We start from the raw sequence: 24,941 nt of genomic DNA on the forward strand, positions 1-24,941 counted from the left end.
GGGTCACCGTGACCTGACAAAGCCCTACTAGAGCTCCACGCCGAGAAGCGCGTCCACGGCGGTGCGGATCTGCGACGGACCGTGCGTGTCCGAGCCGCCGTGCGACAGCGCCTCATCGGCCCACGCGTCGATGGCCGCCAACGCGCGCGGCGTGTCGAGGTCGTTGCCCAGGTGGTCGCGCAGCCGCGTCACGGTGTCCACACCGGACGGACCGGACGGCAGCGCGGCCGCCCGGCGCCACTTCGCCAGCCGCTCCAGCGCCTCGTCCAGCAGGGCCTGGGTCCACGGGCGGTCGGTGCGGTAGTGGCCCGCCAGCAACGCGAGGCGGATGGCGTTCGGGTCGACCTTCTCCGCGCGCAGCTTGGAGACGAAGACCAGGTTGCCGCGCGACTTCGACATCTTCTCGCCGTCGAGGCCGATCATGCCCGCGTGCACGTAGTGGCGGGCGAACGGGTGCTCGCCGGTCTGGGCCTCGGCGTGCGCGGCCGAGTACTCGTGGTGCGGGTAGATCAGGTCGGAGCCGCCGCCCTGCACGTCGAAGCCCATGCCGAGGCGGTTGTGGGCGATCGCGCTGCACTCGATGTGCCAGCCGGGACGCCCCTCGCCGAGCTCGGACGGCCAGGAGGGCTCGCCGGGGCGCTTCAGGCGCCACAGCAGGGCGTCGAGCGGGTGCTTCTTGCCCGGCCGCTCGGGGTCGCCGCCGCGTTCGGCCAGCAGCTTCACCATGGTGTCGGCGTCGTAGTTGGACTCGTAGCCGAAGCGGCCGGTCGCGTTGTGGGCGAAGTAGATGTCCGGGTACTCGGGGTCGTCGACGCGGTAGGCCACGCCGTCGTTCACGAGCTTGACGATCACCTCGACGATCTCCGGGATCGCCTCGACGATGCCCACGAAGTCCTGCGGCGGCAGGACGCGCAGGGCCTCCATGTCCTCGCGGAACAACGCCGTCTCGCGCATGGCGAGCACGACCCAGTCGTCCTGGTCGCGCTCGGCGCGTTCCAGCAGCGGGTCGTCGACGTCGGTGACGTTCTGGACGTAGTGCACGTTGTGGCCGTTGTCGAGCCAAACGCGCTGCACGAGGTCGAAGGCCAGGTAGGTGGCGGCGTGGCCGAGGTGCGTCGCGTCGTACGGCGTGATGCCGCAGACGTACAACCTGGCGGTGTCTCCTGGAGCCGTCGGGCGCACCTCGCCCGTAGCCGTGTCGAACAGCCGCAGCGGTCGGGGGTCCCCCGGAACCCGCGGCACAGGAATCGATGACCAGGTCTGCATGCGTCCGACACTAACGCGTGCCGCCGGACGGAGTGCACTTTCCGGCTGTTGGGACGACCACCCCCGATGCGTCAGGACAGAAAGATCGGACATTCGTTGACGACGTTGTCAGCGCGTCCCTAGCGTCCAAGAGCATGCTTCGTGCCGTTGTCGCCACGTTGATAGCCCTGTCCCTGTCCCCGGCAACCGCGTCCGCGTCCGCGCAGGAGCTGGACGCGCTGGCGTACCTGGAGAACCCCCGCATGACGGGAGAGAACCAGGAGCCGCCGCACCCCGACCTCAAGCCCGAGCAGCGCCTGAGCCTGAACGGCGAGTGGCGCCTGCGGATGTTCGACAGGCCGCAGGACGTCCGGGAGACGAGCGACGGGTGGCGCACGGTCCAGGTGCCGCACACGTGGCAGACCGACTTCCTCGACCACCCGATGTTCCGCAACATCCCCACCGACATGTACCCGGACGCCCCGCCGGCCGTCCCGCACGACGTCAACCCCACCGGCGTCTACGAGAAGACCTTCGGCCTGCCGGCGCACTGGGACCGGACCCTGCTCAGGTTCGAGGGCGTGACCAGCGGTTACTTCGTGTGGATCAACGGCACGTACGTCGGCTACGACCAGGGCGGCTACACGCCCGCCGAGTTCGACGTCACGAGCAAGCTCGGGCCCGGCCGCAACACGCTGAGAGTCCAGGTCCACCGCTGGGGTTCCGGCTCACACCTGGAGAACTACGACCAGTGGCGGTTCTCCGGCATCTTCCGCGAGGTCTGGCTCTACTCGACACCGAGGACGTACCTCAGCGACGTCACGATCAAGACCGACCTGGACGCCCAGTACCGCGACGCCACGATCAGCACCGACGTCCGGCTCGGCGGCCCTGCTGCCGGTCACGCGGTCCGCACCAGGCTGTTCGACCCGCAGGGCCGGGAGGTCGCCGTGCGCGACGGCAAGGTCGCGAACCCGCTCAAGTGGACCGACGAGACCCCGAACGTCTACGAGCTGCGCGTCGAGCTGCTCAGGGACGGTCGCGTGATCCAGACCGGCAGACAGCCCGTCGGGTTCCGCAAGATCGAGATCATCGACCGGCAGCTCAAGATCAACGGGAAGCGCGTGCTGTTCCGCGGCACGAACCGCGCTGAGACGTCCGTGCACGGCAGCCGGTACGTGACCCGTGCCGGCCAGGAAGAAGACGTCGAGCTGATGAAGCGGTTCAACATCAACGCGGTCCGCACCTCGCACTACCCGAGCGACCCGTACTTCTACGAGCTCGCCGACCGCAACGGCCTGATGATCGCCGACGAGGTCGACATCGAGACCCACCACCACGACGGCTGCCCGGACAACTGCCTCGCCGAGCGCCCGGAGTGGCAGGACGCGTTCCACAACCGGTTCGTCGCCATGATGCAGCGCGACAAGAACCACCCCAGCGTGGTCATGTGGGACACCGGCAACGAGGCCGGGCTCGGCAAGGCGCACTACGCGATGGCCGAGTACGCCAGGAAGAACGACACCCGGCCGCTGTACCACCAGCCGAACTCGCCGGACGGTGACGCGCCGTACGCGGACGTCTGGGGCCCGCGCTACCCGTCGCCCGCGAGCCTCGAAGCCAAGGCGAAGACCACCACCAAGCCGATCATCATGGGCGAGTACGCGCACGCGATGGGCAACAGCCTCGGCAACTTCAAGGAGTTCTGGGACGTCGTGCGCGCCTATCCGCAGGTGCAGGGCGGCTTCATCTGGGACTGGGCCGAGCAGAACATCGCGCTGCCGCTCTACACCACCCCGGACGACGCGAGCGGCATCCTGACGTGGCTGTCCGGCAAACCGTCCCAGGTGGACGGTCCGCACGGCAGAGCGCTGGAGCTCAGCGGGCTCGACGACTTCGTGGAGGTCTACCGCGACCGCGGGCTCGACGAGGTGAGCACGGGGCTCACGCTCGACGCCCAGGTCAAGCCCGCCGAGTGGACCGGTGACTTCACGGTGATCTCGAAGGGCGACCACCAGTACGCGCTGAAGATGGCCGACCGCGACACCCTGGAGTTCCACATCTACAGCGGCACCTGGCGCACCGTGCGCGCGACGGTCCCGCCGGACTGGTACGGCAACTGGCACCGCGTCACCGGCACGTTCGACGGTACGAGGCTCCGGCTGCTGATCGACGGCCGCGAGGTCTCGGCCCTGGCCCACACCGGCACGATCGACTGGTCGCAGTGGCCCGTCAACATCGGCCGCAACGCCGAGACCATGCAGGAGAACGTTCAGCACCGCATGGCACACGGCACGATCGACCAGGTCCGGATCTACCACCGCGCCCTGACCGACGCCGAACTGGCGGGCGACCCGAAGACCTCCGCCGTGCTGGCGCTCGACTTCGAGAAGCTGGAGGACAAGGGGCGCAAGGAGTCCTACGGCTCGGGCACCGGCGGTGTCGACGGCGTGGTGTGGGCGGATCGCCGGCCACAGCCGGAGACCGCCGAGCTGATGGCGGTCCACTCCCCCATCCGGTTCTCCTACCACGACAACAAGCTCACCATCGTCAGCGAGCGTCAGTTCACCGGCACCGACGACCTGGAGCTGCGCTGGCAGGTCCAGGACAACGGCCGCACGATCGCCCAGCACCGCGGCAGGCTCCAGCCGGGCACGGTCGCGCTGCCGGACTTCCACGCCCAGACCGAGCGATGGCTCACCGTCCGCGCGACCGACCGGCGGGGCAACGACGTCGGCATCGCGCAGTTCCCGGTGGGCGGCACGCAGATCGCCGGCCTGCACCCCTCCGGCGCTCCCGGCAAGCTCACCACCACTCAGAACGACGACGAGATCGTGGTGTCCGGCAAGGACTTCCGGTATGTCGTGAGCAAGAAGTCCGGCACCTTGACCTCGATGCGCGTGCGCGGCACCGAGCTGCTGAAGTCGGGGCCGGAGCTGGACGCGTGGCGCGCGCCGCTGTCCAACGAGTTCATGAGCGAGGACGGTTCCTGGTACCGCAACGGCCTCGACCGGCTGCGGACCACACCGTCGAGCGTCACGGTCACACAGTCCGGTCCGGACACCGTGATCACCGCCAGGTCGACGGCACAGGCCGTCGCCAACGCGTCGTTCGGCCAGACGTTCACCTACCGGATCACCGGTGACGGCGAGATCCACGTCGGCCACCGGGTCGCCGCGCGCGACCGGATGCGCGACCTGAGCTACCTGCCCGGCATCGGGTTCACGCTCAAGGTCCCCGACACGTTCGGCAGGTTCACCTGGTACGGCCGCGGTCCCGGCGAGAACTACGACGACCGCAAGTCCGGCAACCCGGTCGGCCTCTACCGGTCCACTGTGGACCGGCAGTTCAACGACTACTACCGGCCGCAGGACTTCGGCAACCACGCGGACACCCGCTGGGCGACGCTGTCCGACGGCCGCGCGGGCCTGCTCGTCGCGGGCGACCTGGACGTGCGGGTCTCGCGCTACGACGACCTGGACCGGGCGCCGTACCCGTTCGCGCTCAAGAAGAACGACGGCTGGACCACCCTGCACGCGTCCCATCGCGTGACGGGCGTCAGCGAGACGTTCCACGAGCCGTTGCCGCAGTTCCAGGTGGAGGCGGGCAACGAGTACGCGTACTCCGTGCTGCTGCGCCCGCTCACGCCCGCGGAGGCCGCCACGGGCACGCTCGGCGGCAGGGTGGACTGCGCGCCCGCCGTCGAGCTGAAGGCCGCCGACACCGCTCTCGAACCCGGTGAGCAGGTCGAGGCCGAGCTGGTCGTGACCCAGCCGTGTCCCGGCACCACGACGGCCCGGCTGACCGCGCCGGAGAGCTGGGCGGTCAGCCCCGAGACCGTCGATCTCACCGGCGGTTCCGCGAAGGTGACCATCAGGCGCGACGGCGGCGAGACCGGCACCCGTCCGGTGTTCGCCGAGGTGTCCGCGGGCAAGGCGACCACGAACCTGACCGCGGACTTCACCGCCACCCCGCCCGCGCCGACGGGTGAGACGGCGGTGTCCGCGCTGCCGTTCCTCACCGAGCGCAACGGCTGGGGCCCGCTCGAACGCGACCGCAGCAACGGCGAGAGCTCCGGCGGTGACGGCAACCCGATCAGCCTCCGCGGCGCGAGGTTCGACCGGGGCGTCGGCGCGCACGCCGAGTCGGAGTTCGAGGTCTACACCGGCGGCAGGTGCTCGGCGCTGACCGCCACGATCGGTGTCGACGACGAGACCGGTGGCAACGGCAGCGTCACGTTCGAGGTGCTCGAGGACGGCCAGACCGCGTACCGAAGCCCTGTGCTCACAGGACAAAGCGCGGCCGTGCCGGTCAGTGTCGACACGAGTGGAGCAACGGTGCTGACGTTCCGGGTGACAGACGGAGGTGACGGCAACGCCTGGGATCACGCCGACTGGGCGAACCCCGTGCTGAGCTGCCGATAGGGCGTACCGTTGGAGATCAAAGGCATTCGCCGGCGAAGGGCGGGGGCTCATGATCTTCGAAATCCTCGGCGGGCTGGTCGTGCTCGGAGGCGTCGGCCTCGCGATGAGCGCCAGAGTGATCAAGCAGTTCGAACAGGGACTGGTGTTCCGGTTCGGCAAGCTCCAGCAGGGCGTGCGCGGGCCGGGGCTGACGATGCTCATCCCAGGGGTCGACCAGCTCCGCAAGGTCAACCTGCAGATCGTCACCCTGCCCGTGCCGGCCCAGGACGGCATCACGCGCGACAACGTCACCGTGCGCGTGGACGCCGTCGTGTACTTCAAGGTCGCGGACCCCGCGAAGGCCGTCATCAACGTCGAGGACTACCGGTTCGCGATGCTGCAGGTGGCGCAGACGTCGTTGCGGTCGATCATCGGCAAGAGCGAGCTGGACGACCTGCTGTCCAACCGCGAGCACCTGAACCAGGGGCTGGAGCTGATGATCGACACGCCGGCGCTGGCGTGGGGCATCGACATCGACCGGGTCGAGATCAAGGACGTGGCGCTGCCGGAGAGCATGAAGCGCTCGATGTCGCGGCAGGCCGAGGCCGAACGGGAACGGCGTGCGCGCATCATCACCGCGGACGGCGAGCTGCAGGCGTCCAAGAAGCTCTCCGAGGCCGCCGGCACGATGGAGGAGACGCCCGCGGCGCTGCAGCTGCGGCTGCTGCAGACCATCGTCGAGGTGGCGGCCGAGAAGAACTCGACGCTCGTGCTGCCGTTCCCGGTCGAGCTGCTGCGGTTTCTGGAGAAGAACACCATCACCGACAAGCCGTCGGGCGAACTGCCCAAGGGTGATTCGGCGGGTTCGCCCATGTGAGTTAACCCGGTAACACCCTCGGCCCACCCGCGACGTGTGGACAGGGGGTTGTGACGCATGAGGGAAAGGGTCAGAGGCAGGTTCGTCGGCATCGGCGTCGGCTCCTACGAGCTGGTGCAGCCGCTGCAGCACGCCGTGAGCGACGTGCGGGAGCTGCACGCCCTGCTCAAGGGCTACGAGGGCGAACCGCTGGCCGACCCGGCCGAGGCCGAGATCCGCGCGCACATGAAGGCGCTGCGCACGACACCGCAGGACGGCGGCGCGCTGGTGGCGTTGTGGAGCGGGCACGCGATCCCCGTCGCGGGCAACCTCAGGCTGCTGGCCAGGGACAACGACGGCGTGGTCGACGGGATCATGCTGCACGAGTTCGCGCTGTGGTGTGCCGCGTCGGGGGCGCACCAGGTGCTCATCATCATCGACGCCTGCTACTCCGGGGCCCAGCTCGACGAGGCCGTGCGCACGGTCGCGGCGATCCAGGAGGAGCTGCTCGCGGGCCAGGTGCACTGGGCGGGCGTGCTGGTGTCGTGTTCGAGCGTCGAAACGGCCCGGGACGGGCTGTTCGGCGGCAAGCTGCGCAAGCTGCTGCGTGCCGGTCCCACGGCCGACGAGGACGCACGGCGATGGAGCGACCGCACGGCGTTGGTCGACGGCGGCGCGGTCGGCACGGCGTTGCTGAACGCGTGGGACAGCGACGTCCAACGGCCGCGTTTCATGCAGTACGGGTCCGCACAGCCGATGCTGCCCAACCCGCTCTACGCCGCGAACGCGGTCGCCAAGCACCTGCTCCTCGCGGCGCGCGGCGGTGACTCGACGGACAACCGGTCGTGGTTCGCCGGCCGCACCGCCCAGGTCGACAAGGTCGTGAGCTGGGTGAAGTCCGGGACCGCCGGCCTGCGCGTGGTCACCGGGTCGCCGGGCACGGGCAAGTCCGCGGTCCTCGGGCGGGTCGTCAGCCTGTCCAACTCGGCCGAACGGGACCTGCTGCTCACCGCGGGACCGCCGTTCCGGCACGCCGATCCCGGACCGGGCTCGGTCGACGCGGCCGTGCACGCCCGCGCGATGGACGCCGACCGCGTCGCCGACCTGCTCAGCCGCCAGCTGGTCGGTGCCGGACTGATCGGAGAGCCCGACGGGCCGCGGCGGGGCGCGGCCGAGCTGGTCGGCGTGGTCAGCACGCTCGCCGTGCCGCCGGTGCTGGTGGTCGACGGCCTGGACGAGGCGCGCGGTGAGTCGTTCTCGATCGCGACCTCGCTGCTGACCAAGCTCGCGAGCTGCGCCGTCGTGATCGTCTCGACGCGGCAGGCGCACCGGGTGGCCGGCGGCGCGCCGCTGCTCACCGAGCTGTCACCGGTCGAGATCCTGAACCTGGACGAGGCCGACAACGCCTCCGACGTCCGCGAGTACGTGCTGGCGCGGCTGGGACCGGCGGCACCGCGGTCCACTGTGGACGAGCTGGCGAAGCTGCCGTTCCTGACCGCGTGGATGATCACCGACCAGGTGCTCGCCGACGGCGGCGCGGACCTCAAGCTCTCCCTGGACGCCGCGTTCGACCGCGAGCTCGCGAAGGTGCCGTCCGCACGTGCGCTGCTGACCGCGTTGACGTGGAGCTACGGCGCGGGGTTCCCCGAGGAGGAGTGGCGCGCGGTCGCCGAAGCGTTGTCCGGTGAGCGGTTCAGCCGTGACGACGTCACCGCTGTGCTCACCGAACTGGGCCGTCACATCGTGCAGGACGGTGAGGAGGGCACGGCGGTCTTCAAGCTGACGCACCAGACGTTCGCCGACCACCTGCGGCCGCAGTTCGCGCCGAGCCGGGAGGTCGTCTTCGCGCCGGGCGCGGAGACGGTGGCGGCCGCGCTGATCGCGCTGTACCGGCAGCGGCTGGAGGCGGGCGTGCCGCCGGACGTGCCGGGCTACCTGTGGAAGTACGCGTGGCGGCACTGCGGTCACGCGGGCGCGCGGGCGTTGGACGGCCTGCGCGAGCTGGCGATGATGAACCAGAAGTTGTTGCCGGACCTCGCTCTCGCGGCCACCACCGCGGGCAACGAGCTGATGCACTGGGGTCGCGGCGACGACGCCATCGCACCGTTGGAAGAGGCCGCCGAGCACTTCCGCACGTTGGTGCCGACGATTCGGATGTACCTGGCGGACCTGGCTTTCGTGCTGAACAAGCTCGGGCGGCGGTTCCGCGAGGCCGGCCGGGTGCAGCAGGCCGTCGCGCCCGCCGAGGAGGCCGTGGTGCGGTACCGCGAGCTGGTCGCGTCGACACCGACGACCGCGGAAACCCTTACGCACAAACGGCTTGCGCAACGCATCGCGAAGACGACGACGCACGGTGGGGACAACCCGACGTATGCGGCGCACTTGAGTGGGGCGTTGGTGGACCTCAGCGAGGTCTACGCGATGTTGGGACGCAGGCACGAGGCGTTGTCGACGGCGAGAGACGCGGTCGCGGCAGTTGACTCCGACGCCCCACTCGCACGCGCCATGACCTGTCTGGCCACGCGGTGCAGCGAGACCGGCCGCCGCTACGAGGCCATGCAACGCTCCAAGCAGGCCGTCGAGCTGTACTACGCGCTCGCGCAGACGAACCCGGTGTTCCTCGCCGACCTCGTCAGCGCCCTGGTCGAACTGGCCCGCGACCACCTCGCGCTCGGCCGGCTGTCCGAGGCCGCGAGCACCACCGGGCAGGCCGCGGAGATCAGCGGCACGCTCGGGCGGCACGCCGCGTTCCGCCCGCAGCTCGCCGACGCCGCGCTGAGCCTGAGCGTCGCCTACAGCATGATCCACCGCCGGGACGAGGCGCTCGCCAGCGCGCGCCAGGCGGCGGACCTCGCGGAGGGGCTGCGCGTCCACGCCCAGGCGCTGCACAACCTCATGCGCCGGCAGCGGGACGCGGACAAGCCCCGCGAGGCGCTGGCGACCGGGCTGCGGACCGTCGAGGTCTGCCTGGAGAACACCGACCGGCTCTCGACGCTGGCCGCCGCGCTGTTCACGATCGACGTCCTCTGCGCGGGCCTGAAGCAGCCCGGGACCGTCGACGAGACGTGGGAACGGGTGACCGCCCGGTTCACCGGCCCGCACCTCGCGACGCTGCTGACGCTGCGGGCGGCGGCGACCAGGGCCGGTGACCCGGCGGCGGCGAGGTGGCTGTGCCAGGCGCTCACGCACGTCGGGCAGTCCCGGCAGGCGATCCACGACGTGCACGACATCGCCCGCCGCCACTACGACTCCGGGCCGTGGCCGTGGGACACCACGCCGGACTGGCTGACCGTCGACCGCACGCTGCTCGCCACCGCCCGCAAGTGGGTGTTCGCGCGTTCGTACGCCGACGAGCGCGCGGTCCTGCTCGACCACCCCGAGCTGCTGTCGACGGACGCGGACGTGGCGGTCACCGAGGCGCTGTACGGGACGAGCCTGATCGAGGCGCAGGTCATCCAGTCGCGCCGGGCGACCGCGCGGCAGCAGGGCGTGCAGCACGCGTACCGGCCGTGGCTGCTGGCGAGCCTCGCGGACGAGTTCGTCGACGCCACGCCCGCCCGCCGCCGCGAGCTGCTCGCGACGCGCCGCGAGGAGCTGCTGGACAAGGAAGTCGTGAAGAACGTGCGCGACAACCGGCCCGTGCACGCGTTGCTGCTGCTGGCCGACGAGGACGCCGACGTGCTCGACCTCGTGCTGGAAGCCCAGGAGGACCCCGAGCGCACCACGGAGATCCTGCGCGGGCTGGTGGCCCGAACGTCACCACAGGCGCTCACCCAGGCCGTGACGGCGCTGGAGCCGTACCCGCTGGCCGCGCTGTACAAGGTGGTCGCGCGAGCGCGCGCCGGTGACGCACGGCCGGCGCTGCCGGCACCGGAGCAGCGCCTGGCGTGGATCCACGAGCTGACCTACCTGGTGCCCGCGGACCCCACCCTGCTCACCCTCATCCGCACGCTCGCCGAGGAGTCCTGATGAACCAGCTGGTCGTCGTCGTGCCCGGCATTCTCGGCAGCACGCTCGCCGACGCGGGCGGCATGGTCTGGGAGGTGTCCGGCAGGGCCGCGCTGCGCGCCGTGCTGACGCTGGGCCGCAGCCTGCAGCGGCTCAGGCTGCCCGCCGGCATCGGCGACGAGCACCCCGGCGACGGCGTCGAGGCCGTGGCGCTGATGGCGGACCTGCACGTCATCCCCGGCATCTGGACGCCGTTGAAGGGCTACGACCGGGTGACGAAGCGGCTCAACTCGCTCGGCTACACGGTGGAGAAGGGCAACCTCCTGCTCTTCGCCTACGACTGGCGGCTGTCGAACCGCTACAACGGCGCGTTGCTCGCTCGCCGGGTCGACGAGGCGCTGGACCGGCTCGGCCCGGACGCCAAGGTCAGCTTCGTGTGCCACTCGATGGGCGGGCTGGTCGCGCGGTGGTGCATCGAGCAGTGCGGGACGGCCGAGCGCACCGACAAGCTGATCACCATGGGCACGCCGTTCCGCGGGGCGGCCTCGGCGCTGGAACAGCTGGTCAACGGCGTGCGCAAGGGCCTCGGGCCGCTCACGGCCGACCTGACGGAGTTCGCGCGCTCGCTGCCGTCGCTGCACCAGCTGCTGCCCGAGTACGCCTGCATCGAGTCGCCTCAGGGCCTGGTCAAGACGACCGAAACGACGTTGCCCGAGCTCGACACGAAGATGGTCGCGGACGCGATGGCGTTCCACGGCGCGTTGACCGACTCGTTCGCCGACCGCACGTACGCGATTCTCGGTGGCAAGCAACCGACCGCCACGACCGCGCGCATCACCGACGGCAAGGTGACCTGCTACCGCACGTACGAGGGCCAGGAGCTCTATGGCGACGCCACGGTGCCGATGGTCGGGGCGGCGCGCAAGGGCCTCGCGTTGTCGTCGAACACCCTGCACCGGGTCGTCGAGCAGCACACGTCGTTGCAGGACAACTCGGCGGTGCTGGACATGGTGGAGGCGTTCCTGACCTCGACGACGATCGTGCCGCGCAACGTCACGGCCACGGAACCGCAGGTCGTCGTGCCCGACCTGGTGCTCGCCGATGAGGACCTGGAGGTCACCGTCGAGCTGAAGGACACCACCCCGCGCGCGCTGAAGGTGGCGGTGCTCGACGAAAACGGCAGACAGGTCGAATCGCGCAGCCCGGCGATCTCCGAGACCATGGCGATCAAATTCGGCGGACTGGCCCCCGGCGCGTACTGCGTGCAGGTCAGCGGCATCTCGGTGGGTGCACCGGTGGTGCCGGTGACCTCGGCGGTGCTCGTCATGGATTGCCCCGACGTCTGACCGGGAGGACGATGTTTCCGCCCTGAAAATTGGGCCCAGTGAGGAGGCGCGACGGGGTTATGACCACTATCAAGCCCACGCCCGTAGTACCCCATCCCGGGGCTGCTCGCGCACGCCCGAAGGGCTCGTACTTCCTCTCGCTGTTCAAGACCACGGATCCCAAGCAGATCGGGATCATGTACCTGACGACGTCGTTCGCGTTCTTCATGATCGGCGGCGTGATGGCGCTGCTGATGCGCGGCGAGCTGGCGCGGCCGGGCCTGCAGTACCTGTCGAACGAGCAGTTCAACCAGCTGTTCACCATGCACGGCACGATCATGCTGCTGCTCTACGCGACGCCGATCCTGTTCGGGTTCGCGAACTACATCCTGCCGCTGCAGATCGGCTCGCCGGACGTCGCGTTCCCGCGCCTCAACGCCTTCTCCTACTGGCTGTACCTGTTCGGCGGCATCATCGTGGTCGCCGGGTTCGTGACGCCGGGCGGCGCGGCGGACTTCGGCTGGTTCGCCTACACGCCGCTGTCGAACGCGGTGCACTCGCCCGGCGTCGGCGCCGACCTGTGGATCATGGGCCTGGCGATCTCCGGTCTGGGCACGATCCTCGGTGCGGTCAACATGACCACGACGGTCGTGACGCTGCGGGCACCCGGCATGACGATGTTCCGGATGCCGATCTTCACCTGGAACATCCTGGTGACGTCCGTGCTGATCCTGCTGGCGTTCCCGATCCTCACCGCGGCTCTCATGGGCCTCGCGGCGGACCGGCACCTCGGGGCGCACGTGTTCGACCCGGCCAACGGCGGCGTGATCCTGTGGCAGCACCTGTTCTGGTTCTTCGGCCACCCCGAGGTCTACATCGTCGCCCTGCCGTTCTTCGGGATCGTGACCGAGATCTTCCCGGTGTTCAGCCGCAAACCGCTGTTCGGCTACAAGGGCCTGGTGTTCGCGACGCTGGCGATCGCGATGCTGTCCGTGGCCGTGTGGGCGCACCACATGTACGCCACAGGTGCGGTGCTGCTGCCGTTCTTCTCGCTGATGACGTTCCTGATCGCGGTGCCGACGGGCATCAAGTTCTTCAACTGGATCGGCACGATGTGGAAGGGGCAGCTGACGTTCGAGACGCCGATGCTGTTCGCCGTCGGCTTCCTCGTGACGTTCCTGTTCGGCGGCCTGACGGGCATCCTGCTCGCGGCGCCCGCCGTCGACTTCCACGTGTCCGACACGTACTTCGTGGTGGCGCACTTCCACTACGTGCTGTTCGGCACGATCGTGTTCGCCACCTACGCCGGGATCTACTTCTGGTTCCCGAAGATGACCGGGCGGATGCTCAACGAGCCGCTGGGCAAGTTGCACTTCTGGACGACGTTCATCGGGTTCCACGGCACGTTCCTCGTGCAGCACTGGCTGGGCAACGAGGGCATGCCGCGCCGGTACGCCGACTACCTCGCCTCCGACGGGTTCACCACGCTGAACACGATCTCGACGGTCAGCTCGTTCCTGCTCGGCGCGTCCGTGCTGCCGTTCGTGTGGAACGTGTTCCGCTCCTACCGCTACGGCGACCCGGCACCGCAGGACGACCCGTGGGGCTACGGCAACTCGCTGGAGTGGGCCACGACCTCTCCCCCGCCGCGGCACAACTTCTACGAGCTGCCGCGGATCCGGTCCGAGCGCCCGGCGTTCGAGCTGCACTACCCGCACATGGTCGAGCGGATGCGCGAGGAGGCGCACTTCTCGTTGATGCATCCCGGAAAGCACCGCGCCGGACCGGACGGCCCGACCGAGAAGGCGCTGGCGTCGACGGACCGGGAGATGAAGACCGACTAGCCGTCGAGGTCGCGGACGGAGTTCTTGACCCGTAGGTCTAGAACTGGATACGGTCGCGCGGTGGGCAGGCCGAGAGCGTTCGACGACAACGTGGTGTTGTCGCGCGCGATGGAGGAGTTCTGGAGCCACGGCTACGGCGGCACTTCACCGGCGCAGCTGGCGGCCGCCACCGGGGTCGCCAAGGGCAGTCTCTACAACGCCTTCACGAGCAAGCGGGACCTGTTCGACCGCTGCCTGGATCTCTACCACCAGCAGGTCGCCGAGATGGCTCAGCGGCTGCTCGAGCACCCGGGATCCACGCGCGAGTGCCTGCGCCACGCACTGAGGTCGGTGGTCGACTCCGACCTGGCCCAACCGCGGCGTCGTGGCTGCCTGATCGGCAACACGGCGGTCGAACTGGCCGGCGAGGACGCCGAGATCGCCCAGAAGCTGCGTCGCATGCAGGAGGAGTCCACCGGCTGGTTCGCGGCCCGGATCCAGCGGGGACAGCGCGACGGAGACGTCTCGCGTGATCGCGATGCCCAGGCGCTCGCCGAGCACCTGGCCACCACGCTCGCCGGGCTGCGCGTGATGGCGATGACCCACGAAGCCCCTGCTCTGCACCGAATCATCGACACCGCCTTGAGCGTCCTCTAGCACCACTGCGGTGCCGGAGGACGCTTCGGCACGCCCCTGTTTTTGACCTGTAGTTCAAGAAAGGTGGTCCGGTATGGATCTCGCACTCACGGGCAAGACCGCGGTCGTCACCGGCGCAAGCCGAGGCATCGGGCTGGCGACAGCACGCGCGCTCGTGAAAGAGGGCGTTCGGGTGATCGGCGCGGCACGAAGAATCACGCCCGAGCTGAAGGACGTGGCCACACTCAGCGTCGCCGCCGACCTGTCCACGCCCGGCGGCGCGCAGTCCGTCATCGACGCCGCACTCGACGAGACAGGAGGTGTCGACATTCTGGTCAACAACGTGGGAGCAGGCGATGTGGACGAGCTGAAGCTCGGCGGCTTCCTCGATGCCGGCGACGACCAGTGGCACCACCTCCTCGACCTCAACCTGTTCAGCGCGGTCCGGGCGTCCCGCGCGGCACTGCCGAGCCTGATCGCTCGACGCGGTGCGATCATCAACGTCTCCTCGATCAACGCGCGAGTTCCCTCGACAGGCCCTGTCGGCTACAGCGAGGCGAAAGCCGCGCTGACCGCGTTCGGCAAGCGCCTGAGCGAGGAGTTCGGGCCACAGGGCGTGCGCGTGAACACGGTCTCGCCAGGGCCCGTCGGCACCGGACTGTGGCGCGACCCCGACGGCTTCGGTTCGAAGGTCGCCGAGACCTTCGGCGCGACCCACGAGGACTTCCTGGCCGCGCTGCCCGCGACGTTCGGCGTCGCCTCGGGCCGCATCACCGAACCCGAGGAAGTCGCGGCCCTCATCACCTTCCTGGCATCACCCGTCGTCGCCGGCGTTCTCGGAGCCGACCTCGTCATCGACGGCGGAACCCTCAAGGCCAGCTGACCACTGGCGCGGCTCCAGCCAGTGCCGTTGCCGCTGGAACGGGTACACCGGCAGCGGCACCCTGCGCGCGGGCCGGAACTTCGGCAGCTCGACGCCGTGCGCCCACAACGTGCCCATGGCCGCGAGCACACCGCGTTCGCCTGACGCCGCGGAGATGTCGACGACGACGGCGTTCGCGGGCAGGCCCGGGGCGGCCGGGCCGAGGTCCTCGGCGACCGCGAGCCAGTGACGGCAGTCGATGATGTCCGCTTCGGACAGCAGCGAGCCCGTGGTGCCGGACAGCAGCGGGATCCTCGGGGCGCGCGGGGCGGAGTTCGCGATCTCCTTCTCGTAGCGTTCCGGGCATCGGCGTTCGGTGGCGAACCCGACGGCCTCCTGGTCGCTGAGGGAGCCGGCGACCGCGGCGGCCGCGTACTCGCCGAGACCCAGACCGAGCAGGAGGGCCGGGGTGATGCCGGTGGCGAGCAGGGCCCGGGCGGTGGCGATGTCGCGTTCGGTGCCGGGACCGCTGAACTTCAGCACGACGGCGGCGTCGCCGACGGTGCGGGCGGGCGCCGCGAACTCGATGTCCTGGCCGTCCTGGGCGACCGCGAACGTGCGGAGGGGGAACCGCCGGCGGCCTGCGCGGAGGGTGTGGGCGACGTCGGCCAGCGCGTGCGGCGTGGCCTTGAGCTGCTCGGTGAGCTCGGTGAGCGCCCGTTCGGTCCTCGCGGACACCTGGAGGAGGTGCCAGCCGGTTCTGGGCGTCTGCGGGGGTTTCGGGGCCTCGCCGAGCACGACGTGGGCGTGGGCGCCGCCGGACCCCGCGGCGGCGACGCTCGCGTAGCCGTGGCCGACGGTGAGAGCGGCGTGGATGAGGCTGAGGACGCCCGCGGCCTGGGCCAGTTCGGGGTCGTGCGGTTCGGGGTGACGGGCCTGCGCGGGGTCGACGTCCGCGATCGCGAGTGCCGTGACGGCGGCGGTTCGCGCGCCCGCGGCACCGATGCCGTTGGGGCTCGTGCGGCTCCTGCCGTCGTTGACCACGGCGCTGCCCTTGATCACGGCGTGGATGTGGTCCGCGTCGCCGACGGCGTCGTCGAGTCGTTTGAGGACGACGACTCCGGCGCCGTTGCCGCTGGCGTCCGGGTCGACCGACACCCCGCCCGCGAGCGCGAGGTCGCACTGGTGGCTGAGCAGGTCCTGACAGGCCAGGTGGACGGCGGCGAGGCTGGAGGCGCAGGCGGCCTGGACGTTCAGGACCGGGCCGCGCAGGTCCAGTTCGTAGGCGACGCGGGCCGCGCAGCCGTCGGGCATGTTGCCCAGCAGCACGTCGGCCGAGGTGTGCCACGGGCCGACCTGGTCCAGCAGGTAGTGGCTGACGTTCATGGCGCCGTAGAGGCCCGCTACGCCGTCCCAGTCGACGTAGCCGGCGCGTTCCATCGCGTGGTAGGCGCATTCGAGGAACAACCGGTGCTGAGGGTCGAGAACCGCGGCTTCCTCGGGGGTGTAGCCGAAGAAGTCGGCGTCGAAGAGCGCGATGTCGTCCCGTGGCGTGCAGCGGCGCTGCGCCAGGCCGATGATCGCGATGTCGGGGTCATCCACGGTGTGCCCTTCTGACCCGTGCGGCCTTCACGCGTGCCGCGCGGTCGGTGGTGGCGGTGTCGGGGCCGCGTTCGAGGTGGGCGGCGAGTGCCGCCGGCGTGCGGCACGTGTAGAGGTCGGCGATCGGGACGTGGCGGTGCAGCCGGTCCGCCAGCACGGCCTGCAGCCCGGCGAGCAGCAGGGAGTCGCCGCCGATGGTGAAGAAGTCGTCGTGGACGCCGACGTTCTCCCGTCCGAGCACGTCCTCGTAGGCGGCGCAGATCTGGTGCTGTGCGGGCGTCGCGGGCGTGTCCTGGCCGGGGAGGTGGAGCCGGTGGCGGGCGCGGGTGGTGAGCGCGCGGCGGTCCAGCTTGCCGTTCGGGGTGAGCGGCAGCGACTCGACCGGTTCGATCAACGGGACCATGTGGCCGGGCAGCACGGACCGCAGGTGTGCCCGCAGTGCCGCCGGCCGGAGTTCTCCCCGCGGCACCACGAAAGCGACGAGACCGGTGCCGGTGGAGACGACCGCGCTGGTGCGGACGCCGGCGTGGCGGGCGAGGGCGTGCTCGATCTCGGCGGGCTCGATGCGGTGACCGCGGAGCTTGATCTGGCCGTCGACGCGGCCCAGGTGGTCGAGCACGCCGTCCTCGCGCCAGCGGGCGAGGTCGCCGGTGCGGTAGGTGGTGAACCGTTCGCCGTGCAGGTAGCCCTTGGCGACGCCGGGTCCGCTGATGTGCAGCTCTCCGGTGACACCGGGCGGGACGAGCCTGCCCAGCGCGTCGGTGAGGTGGATCCTGGTGTTCTCGATCGGGCGGCCGATCGGGGCGTCCCGGCCGGTGATCGGGTCGCTGATGGTGGCGCACACCGTGGCCTCGGTGGGGCCGTAGGCGTTGAGGAACCGCCGGTGCCGCGACCAGCGGGCGGCGAGGTCCGGCGGGCAGGGCTCGCCCGCCGCGGTGATCGTGGTGTCCCGTGGGATCGCGGTGTCCGGGAGGACGGCGAGGACGCTCGGCGGCAGCGTCACGTGCGTGATCCGCTCGCGGTGCAGGAGATCGCTCAGCGGGTCGCCGGGCCTGAGGTCGTGGGCGTCGGCGACGACCAGCGTGGCGCCGGTGAGCAGGGCACCGGCGATCTCCCAGAACGCGGCGTCGAAGCTCGGTGACGCCCATTGCAGGATTCGGGAACCCGCGGTGAGTTCCAGGGCCCGGCGTTGGGCGGTCACGAGGCCGGCGATGCCGCGGTGGGTCACCTCGACGCCTCTCGGCGTGCCGGTCGAGCCGGAGGTGTAGATCACGTACGCGGTGTCGTTCAGTCGCGGAAATGGTGGTTTTGTTGCTGTGGGGCGGAAATCCGGCAAGGAGTCGAGGGTCAGTTTCGCGTCCTGGAGCATGAGGGCGATGCGGTCGGGCGGGTAGTCCGGATCGATCGGGACGTACGCCGCTCCCGCTCTGGTGACCGCGAGCATGGCGATGACGAACTCGGGTGAGCGGCGCATCTTCAGCGCCACGAGGTCGCCGTTGACGACTCCGAGGTCTGCGAGGCGTTGGGCGTTGGTGTCGACCCGGTCGAGCAGCTCGGCGTAGCTGATGTCGTTGCCCTGGTGGGAGATCGCTGTCGCGGTGGGTGTCGTGGTGGCTTGGTGCTGGAAGAGCTCCGGCAGGGTCTGCTGCGGCACTTCGGTGTCGGTGGCGTTCCAGGTGCGGAGGCGGGCGTGTTCCTCGGGGTCCAGGGCGTCGATCTCGCCGACCTTCGTGTTCGCGCCGAGGGCTTCGACGATGCGGTTGAGGCGGCGCAGGATCGTGCGGACCTCGTTGTGCTCGAAGAGGTCCGGGCGGTAGTTGAGCCTGGCGGTGAGGTCGCGCCGGACGGCCAGCGACAGCGGGTAATGCGGGGCGTCGAGACTCTCGCAGTGCACTACTTCGTCCACTGTGGACTGAGGCCGGGATTCGAGGGTGGTGAGGGTGTCGAAGAGCTGGCCGAGCCCGGCTTCGCGCTGGATCTCGGCGAGTCCGACGTGGTGGTGCGGCAGGAGGGCGTGCTGCTCGTCGCGGACGCGTGCCAGCAGCTCGTGGGCGCTTTCGCCGGCGCTGAGGGTGATCCGCACGGGGATGGTGTTGATCAGGCAGCCGACGACGCGCTCAACGCCGGGCAGGTCGGCGGACCTGCCCGAGACCGTGGCGCCGAAGACGACGTCGTTCTTGCCGGTCATCGTGGCCAGCAGCAGCGCCCAGGCGGTCTGGATCACGGTGTTGAGGGTGACTCCCGCCTGGCGGGCGATGTCCGCGGTCGCGGCGGGAAGAGCGCCTTCGAGGCGGGCGTGGGGGCGGGTTCCCGGGCTCGTGGTGACCAGCGTGGGTTCGTCGAGGGTTTTCAGTGCCCTGCGCCAGGTGCCGGTCCTGGGCTGGTCGCGCAGCCAGGCGAGGTGGTGGTGGAACGGGTGCGGCGGTTCTTCGTTGCCGCCGAACAGGTCTTCGAGCAGCAGCGGGACCGACCAGCCGTCGAACAGCAGGTGGTGGCAGGTCAGCACGAGCACGTCGGGCTGGACGAGCGTGAAGCGCAGCAGCGGCGGGGTGGCGAGGTCGAAGGTGATCTCCCGGTCCGCCGCCAGGAAGGTCTCGAGGTCCTGACCGGTCTCCTGCCACGGGACCGCGACCCGCGGTTCGACGAACTGGACCGGGCCCGGCCGGAAACCTGCGCGCAGGGCGGGGTGGCGGGCGACGAGCCGGTCGGCGGCCTGGTGCAGCCGTGCCGCGTCCGGACCTCCCCTCAGGTGGAACACGAGCTGGACCAGGTAGCTGCCGGGCTCCAGAAGGGCGTGGAAGTACAGGCCTTCCTGCAGCGGGGTGAGCGGGAGTTCTCCGTCCGGGAGATCCGTGAGTCCGGTGTGCGGGACGTGGTGGATCTTGGTGGCGAGCGTGCGGAGGTCGTGGTCGAGGACGTCGCGGACGCTGAGCCGCAGGCCTTTCGCGCGGGCCCGGCTGACCAGCTGGATGGCGCTGATGCTGTCACCGTGGGGAATGAACTTGTCCTGTGGTGTCAGCTCTTCGCCGAGGACGTCCTTGACGAGGTCGCAGACGAGTTGCTCGGCCGGGGTTTTCAAAGCCGTGCGGTCGACCTTGCCGGCGTGGTTGCGCGGGAGGCCGTCGAGGTGCACGAACTCCGCCGGGACGAGGTAGTCCGGCAGGGTCTTCGCGAGTTCCTCGCGGAGGTTCTCCTTGTCGCTGACCACATATGCGACGAGACGGCCGTTGTGCGCGGTGACGGTGCAGTCACGCGTCAGGGGACGCAGTGCGGCCTCGACCTCTTCGAGCTCGACGCGATGGCCGCGGATCTTGACCTGGCGGTCGACGCGGCCGTGGAACTCCAGCGTGCCGTCCTCGCGCCGGGTGACCCGGTCGCCGGTGCGGTACCAGCCGCCTGCGAACCTGTCCGACTCGCGGCGGTGGTAGCCGAGGGCGAGCTGCCTGCCCGCGACGAGCAGCTCACCGTTCTCGATCTTCGTGCGCACGCCGGGGAACGGCGTGCCGATCGGCAACGGGCCGGTCGTGTCGGTGACCCTGTGGCGGCTGACGAAGACGGTGTTCTCCGTTGGACCGTAGGCGTTGTAGACCTCGATGCCGGGACAGGCGTCGAGAACGCGTTGTGCCGCCTCGGGTTTGACGACGTCACCGCCGGACCAGACCTCCTTCAGGCCGTTGAGCGCCTGTGGCCGTTCCTGGGCGACGAGGTGGAAGAGCGCTGCCGTGAGGAAAGCGGCGGTGATCCCGTGCTCGTTGATCTCGTGCTCGATGGTGGCGATGTCGACGTCGTGCTCGGGGAAGACGACCTGGCCGCCGTTGAGCAGCGGCACCCAGATCTCGTAGGTGGAGGCGTCGAACGCCGTGGACGCCAGCGCGAGCACTTTCCGGTGGTGCCGCCAGAAGTCCTGCTTCGCCATCGCCGCGACGCCGGCGTGACCGATCAGGACGCCCTTGGGCTGCCCGGTGGAGCCCGAGGTGTACATGACGTGGGCGACCTCGCCCGGCACCGGGACGGCCTCCCGGCGCACGAAGTCCTTGCGCGCCTGCGGCCACTCCCGGTCGATCGGCACGTACGCGGCGCCCGCCTTGAGCACCGCGAGGATCTCGACCACGTACTCGATCGAGCGCGGGGTGTCGACGACGACGAGGTCGTTCGGCCGGACACCCCGCGCGACCAGCTTGCGCGCCAAGGAGTTCGCGCGTGCGTCGAGCTCCCGGTAGGACACCCGCGTGGTCCCGCGGACCAGCGCGACGGCGTCCGGATCAACGGCGACGGAGGCGGCGAACAGCCGGGGCAGCGTACTCATCGCCCACTGCACGTCCGCCCGGTTGCGCCGGTTCGAGCCGAACGGCCAGTGGTAGCGCGGCAGCGACGAGCGGGCGACCGGTCAGCGCCGGCCCGGGATCAGCCCGGCCTCGACGACGGCCTTGCTCAGCGGCGTCGCCAGCTCGACGTACCGCTGCTTCTCCTGCTCCGACAACACGTCGTAGGCCGGCGCGTTCATGCGGTCGGTCTCGTCCTCGATGCTCTGCCGCAGCTCGCGTCCCTTCTCGGTCAGCAGCTGCTCGTCGTTCAGCAACCCGCGGCCGCGCAGGTCCTCCACCGTCTCGGCCCACTTCTCCTCAGGCCACGCACGCGTCTTGCGCAGCGTCTCGGCCGGGATCTCCCCCTCCGCCGCGTGCAGCACGAGCGCCTCGACACCGGTGATGTTGTGCCGCAGCAACGCCGCGAGGTGACCGTCACCCCGGAACTCGCGCAGCAACGTCTGCGCGTGCCACAGCTGCAACCGCGGCTCTTCCGGCCACGGCAGGCTCGCGTGCGCGGCGAAGAGCGTGCGCCCGCTCAGCATCTCGGTGGCCCGTTCGGCCGCCCGCCGGGCGAGGTCGGTGATCTCCTTGAGGTCGTCCGGCAGCACCTTGGCGAGAGCCTCGTCCGCCGCCTCCCGCCGCAGCCTCAGCATCTCCTGCGGGGACACCTTCTCCCACGCCTCGGGGATGCGGGCCCGGACCAGCGCGGGGTTGAAGTTGTAGAACGTCGAGATCACGACCTCGGCGCTGACGGGCCCGAGCGCGGCGGCCCGTGAAGCGAAGTAGCCACCGGGCCGGTCGAGCCCGGCGGCGGTGTACCTGCGGTCCGCCTCGGGGGCGAAGTAGATCATCGCGTGCACGGCTTCGAGCGAACGCCACAGAGTTCTGATCATGATGCCAACCTACTGCCGCGCGTGTGCGAGCCCCAGAAAATGTCAGACCCCTCTGCCAAGCTCCGTCACGTGGACCCGAACACCTTCTGGACCCTGATCGCCGACGCCCGCACCGCCGTCGCCGACCCGTCCGACGCCGACGCCGTGGCGTCCGCCGCCACAGCCCTGCTGGCGACCAGGCCGCCCGCGGAGATCGTGGCGGCCCAGCAGATCCTGTGGGACCTCTTGACGCACTCGTACCGCAACCCGCTGTGGGCCGCCGCCTACCTGATCAACGGCGGCTGCTCGGACGACGGCTTCGACTACTTCCGCGGCTGGCTGCTGACCTGCGGCCGGCCGGTCTTCGAGTCAGCCCTCGCCGACCCCGACTCCCTCGCCGCCTCACCGGCCGTGGTGGCGGCCGCCGAGTCCGGCGCGGAGCTCGAATGCGAGGCCGCCCTGCACATCGCCTGGGACGCCCACCTGGCCGCCACCGGCATGAAACTCCCGGAGGACGCCTTCACCATCGACTACCCGGAGCTCGACCCGGACTGGGACTTCGACTTCGACGACGGCGCCGAGCTGGCCGCCCGCCTCCCCCGGCTGGCCGCGCTGTTCGCGGCCTGAGCGCCTGTTCCGCACGGACCGGCGGTGTGCGCTCAGGAACGCCCGCGCGGACCTGCGATCAGCACGCCGAACGCCACGTGGTCCAGCCACTGCGGAACCTTCGGCAACGCTCGCAGCCGTACGTTGCGCCGCCCGATGACCTCCAGGTCGAGCGCCGCGATCAGCAGCCCGGCCACCGCGCCACCCACCGCACCCCGCACGTGGAGCCGCGTGAGCACGAACGCCCACCAGGCCGACACGGCCAGATGCACCGCCACGCCCGCACCGGCACCGCCGCCGACCAACGACCCTGCGGCTTTGGTGGCGCGCAACGGGTCGTCGCCGGTCGCCAGCGCGTGGACGGTCGACGGCACGCCGCTCAGCACGACGGCCGCGAGGAAGCGGCGCAGCGACGGGGTCATCGGCGCCGAGACGTCAGACAGTCGCCCACCACGACACCAAACGCCCGCACCGCCGTCTCCGCAACCCCACGCAATCGCCGACCACGACACCAAGCCGCCTCACCGCCGACGCCGCGACCTCAGGTAGTCGCTCACCACCGCGGCACCCAGCCCGTCCTCGTCCGGCGACACCACGCGCCCACCGCCCCGCCGCGCCACGATGTCGACGAACGCCGCCAGCCTGGGGTCGTCGCCCAGCTTGAACACCGAGATCGTCGCCCCGAGCCGGGCCAGGGCGTCCACCTCGTTCAGCGTCTTCGTCAGCGTCCGGGGCAGCGGCGGGTAGTTGAACTCCGCGTCGCCCTCGGGCTCCAGGTGTGCGGTGGGCTCGCCGTCGGTCACCACCAGCACCACGGGCTGGGCATCGGGGTGCCGGCGCACGTGCCGGCCCGCCAGCAACAACGCGTGGTGCAGGTTCGTGCCCTGTTCCCACACGCCCTCGAGCGCCGTGAGCTGACCGATGTCCACGGCCTCGGCGTAACGGCCGAACGTCACCAGCTGCAAGGCATCGGTGCGGAAACGGGTGCGCACGAGGTGATGCAGGGCAAGCGCCGTGCGTTTCATCGGCACCCAACGGCCGTCCTGCACCATAGACCAGGACGTGTCCACGCACAGTGCGACGGCCGCGCGCGTGCGGTGTTCGGTTTCGGAGACCTCCAGGTCGACCACGTCCAGCGACATGGAGCCCGACCGCAGCACGGCGTTGCGCAGGGTTCGGGGGACGTCCCAGGGTTCGGTGTCGCCGAACTGCCAGGGGCGGGTCGAGCCGATCAGCTCGCCCGCGGCGCCGGCGGAGACGGTGTCGCGGGATCCCTGCGAGGAGCGCAGCTGGTCGACGACGCCGCGCAGCGCGGTCTCGCCCAGGCGGCGCAGGGCTTTCGGGGTCAGCCGGAGCGAGCCGTCCGGGGCGCGTTCCAGGATGTTCTGCTGGCGCAGCGCCTTCTCCAGCTCGGCCAGCCGGCGGGCGTCGACCGATGCCGACTCGCCCAGCTGGCGTTCGAGGGCCTCCAGGTCGATGTCCTCCAGGCGGGCGCCCGGATACGACTGGCCGAGCTGCTCGGCCAGCGCGTCCAGCTCGGCCAGGTCCGCCATCGCCTGCGCGCCCTCGCCCAGGCCCAGCGGGTCCTGGCCGCGGAAGCGCGCGGACGACGTCCAGTCCTCGCCCGGACGCAGCCGCTGCAGCAGTGAGTCCAAAGTGGACAACTGTGCGCCGATGCCGCCGAAGGCCTGCTGCGACAACGCGGCCAGCTCGGCCCGCTGGGCTTCGGTCATCGAGTTCATCATGCGTTGCGCGGCCGCCGAACGGGCCGCCAGCGCGTCGATCAGCTCGTCGACGTTGCGCGGGTTCTCCGGGAAGAACTCGCCGTGCTTGCGCATGAAGTCGCCGAACAGCCGCGGGGTGTCCGGCGAACCGGCCGCGTGCGCTTCGAGCAGCGAGTTCAGGTCGCGCAGCATCCGCTGGATCCGGCGGACGTCGTCGGAGTCCACATTGGACAGCGCTTCCTTCATGCCCTGGAAGCGCTGGTCCAGCAGCTCACGGCCGAGCAGCTCGCGGATCTGCTCGAACGCGGACCGCGCCTCGGACGAACGCCAGTCGTAGGACGACAGCTCCTGCACGGCCGCGGCGGTGCCCGGAGGCAGGGCGTCGAGCTGGGCCTCGCGGAAGCGCGCGTCGTCGGACGGGTCCGGGAACAACGCCCGGCGCTCAGCCGAAAGAGCCTCGTCCAGCAACCGGCGGACCTCGGACAACGTGCCGTCCAGCCGGTGCCGGCGCTGGATCGAGGCACGGCGCTGCCACAGCCGCGACGTCAGGTCGTCCAGGCCGCGCGTGCCGTCGACGCCGCGGCGCAGCAGCTCGCGCAGAGCGGCCGACGGCGACGCGCCCTCCATGATCTCGCGGCCGAGCTCGTCGACGGCCGCACGCAGGTCCACGGGCGGCGCCAACGGGTCGGCGCCCCCGCTCCAGCGTCCGTAGCGATACCTCATGGGCGATAC

At 70.5% G+C, this 24,941-nt stretch carries 14 protein-coding genes; 8 read left to right on the forward strand and 6 right to left on the reverse strand.

Features of this window, described 5'->3' with window-relative positions:
* Window positions 1-27: 27 nt before the first annotated feature.
* Window positions 28-1,266, reverse strand: a complete 1,239-nt coding sequence (mshC, locus tag ACWEIJ_RS05410; protein WP_449835942.1) for a cysteine--1-D-myo-inosityl 2-amino-2-deoxy-alpha-D-glucopyranoside ligase — start codon at window positions 1,264-1,266, stop codon at window positions 28-30.
* Between the two features lie 134 nt (window positions 1,267-1,400).
* Between mshC and ACWEIJ_RS05415 the strand changes: the two genes are divergently transcribed.
* The 7 genes from ACWEIJ_RS05415 to ACWEIJ_RS05445 all read left to right on the forward strand — a co-directional run bounded on the left by ACWEIJ_RS05415 (window position 1,401) and on the right by ACWEIJ_RS05445 (window position 15,119).
* Complete coding sequence (locus ACWEIJ_RS05415; RefSeq protein ID WP_449835943.1) at window positions 1,401-5,669, forward strand: glycoside hydrolase family 2 TIM barrel-domain containing protein; 4,269 nt, start codon at window positions 1,401-1,403, stop codon at window positions 5,667-5,669.
* A gap of 49 nt (window positions 5,670-5,718) precedes the next feature.
* On the forward strand, window positions 5,719-6,525 hold the full coding sequence (locus ACWEIJ_RS05420) for a slipin family protein (RefSeq protein WP_449835944.1): 807 nt from the start codon (window positions 5,719-5,721) through the stop codon (window positions 6,523-6,525).
* A gap of 57 nt (window positions 6,526-6,582) precedes the next feature.
* Window positions 6,583-10,473, forward strand: coding sequence for a hypothetical protein (locus ACWEIJ_RS05425; protein ID WP_449835945.1), 3,891 nt, complete (start codon window positions 6,583-6,585; stop codon window positions 10,471-10,473).
* Window positions 10,473-11,798 (forward strand): esterase/lipase family protein, encoded by a 1,326-nt coding sequence (locus tag ACWEIJ_RS05430; protein WP_449835946.1) that lies wholly within the window; start codon window positions 10,473-10,475, stop codon window positions 11,796-11,798. Before ACWEIJ_RS05425 ends, ACWEIJ_RS05430 begins: the two co-directional genes overlap by 1 nt.
* 59 nt (window positions 11,799-11,857) lie before the next feature.
* On the forward strand, window positions 11,858-13,621 hold the full coding sequence (ctaD, locus tag ACWEIJ_RS05435; protein ID WP_449835947.1) for an aa3-type cytochrome oxidase subunit I: 1,764 nt from the start codon (window positions 11,858-11,860) through the stop codon (window positions 13,619-13,621).
* A 60-nt stretch (window positions 13,622-13,681) separates the two neighbouring features.
* Window positions 13,682-14,257, forward strand: a complete 576-nt coding sequence (locus tag ACWEIJ_RS05440) for a TetR/AcrR family transcriptional regulator (RefSeq protein ID WP_449835948.1) — start codon at window positions 13,682-13,684, stop codon at window positions 14,255-14,257.
* A gap of 73 nt (window positions 14,258-14,330) precedes the next feature.
* Window positions 14,331-15,119 carry an SDR family oxidoreductase gene (locus ACWEIJ_RS05445; RefSeq protein ID WP_449835949.1) on the forward strand — a complete coding sequence of 263 codons (789 nt, stop codon included), beginning with the start codon at window positions 14,331-14,333 and terminating at the stop codon, window positions 15,117-15,119.
* On the opposite strand, the gene ACWEIJ_RS05450 is transcribed toward ACWEIJ_RS05445, so the two are convergent.
* From ACWEIJ_RS05450 to ACWEIJ_RS05460, 3 genes are all read right to left on the reverse strand, one after another.
* Window positions 15,051-16,700 (reverse strand): beta-ketoacyl synthase N-terminal-like domain-containing protein, encoded by a 1,650-nt coding sequence (locus ACWEIJ_RS05450; protein WP_449835950.1) that lies wholly within the window; start codon window positions 16,698-16,700, stop codon window positions 15,051-15,053. The two genes, ACWEIJ_RS05445 and ACWEIJ_RS05450, sit on opposite strands and share 69 nt — an antisense overlap.
* Window positions 16,693-21,006 carry an amino acid adenylation domain-containing protein gene (locus ACWEIJ_RS05455; RefSeq protein WP_449835951.1) on the reverse strand — a complete coding sequence of 1,438 codons (4,314 nt, stop codon included), beginning with the start codon at window positions 21,004-21,006 and terminating at the stop codon, window positions 16,693-16,695. Before ACWEIJ_RS05455 ends, ACWEIJ_RS05450 begins: the two co-directional genes overlap by 8 nt.
* 81 nt (window positions 21,007-21,087) lie before the next feature.
* Window positions 21,088-21,900: an SCO6745 family protein gene (locus ACWEIJ_RS05460; protein ID WP_449835952.1), complete on the reverse strand. Its 813-nt coding sequence runs from the start codon at window positions 21,898-21,900 to the stop codon at window positions 21,088-21,090.
* Between the two features lie 69 nt (window positions 21,901-21,969).
* Here ACWEIJ_RS05460 and ACWEIJ_RS05465 point away from each other — a divergent pair, with 69 nt between their 5' ends.
* Window positions 21,970-22,506 (forward strand): DUF4240 domain-containing protein, encoded by a 537-nt coding sequence (locus ACWEIJ_RS05465; RefSeq protein ID WP_449835953.1) that lies wholly within the window; start codon window positions 21,970-21,972, stop codon window positions 22,504-22,506.
* Between the two features lie 32 nt (window positions 22,507-22,538).
* Here the strand turns inward: ACWEIJ_RS05465 and ACWEIJ_RS05470 are convergent, their stop codons facing one another.
* Together ACWEIJ_RS05470 and ACWEIJ_RS05475 are read right to left on the reverse strand one after the other, a co-directional pair.
* On the reverse strand, window positions 22,539-22,907 hold the full coding sequence (locus ACWEIJ_RS05470; RefSeq protein ID WP_449835954.1) for a hypothetical protein: 369 nt from the start codon (window positions 22,905-22,907) through the stop codon (window positions 22,539-22,541).
* Window positions 22,908-23,006: 99 nt separating this feature from the next.
* Entirely contained in the window at window positions 23,007-24,932 is a 1,926-nt protein-coding gene (locus ACWEIJ_RS05475; protein WP_449835955.1) for a vWA domain-containing protein, read from the reverse strand.
* Window positions 24,933-24,941 lie beyond the last annotated feature (9 nt).

This window comes from Lentzea sp. NPDC004789 (assembly GCF_053601075.1).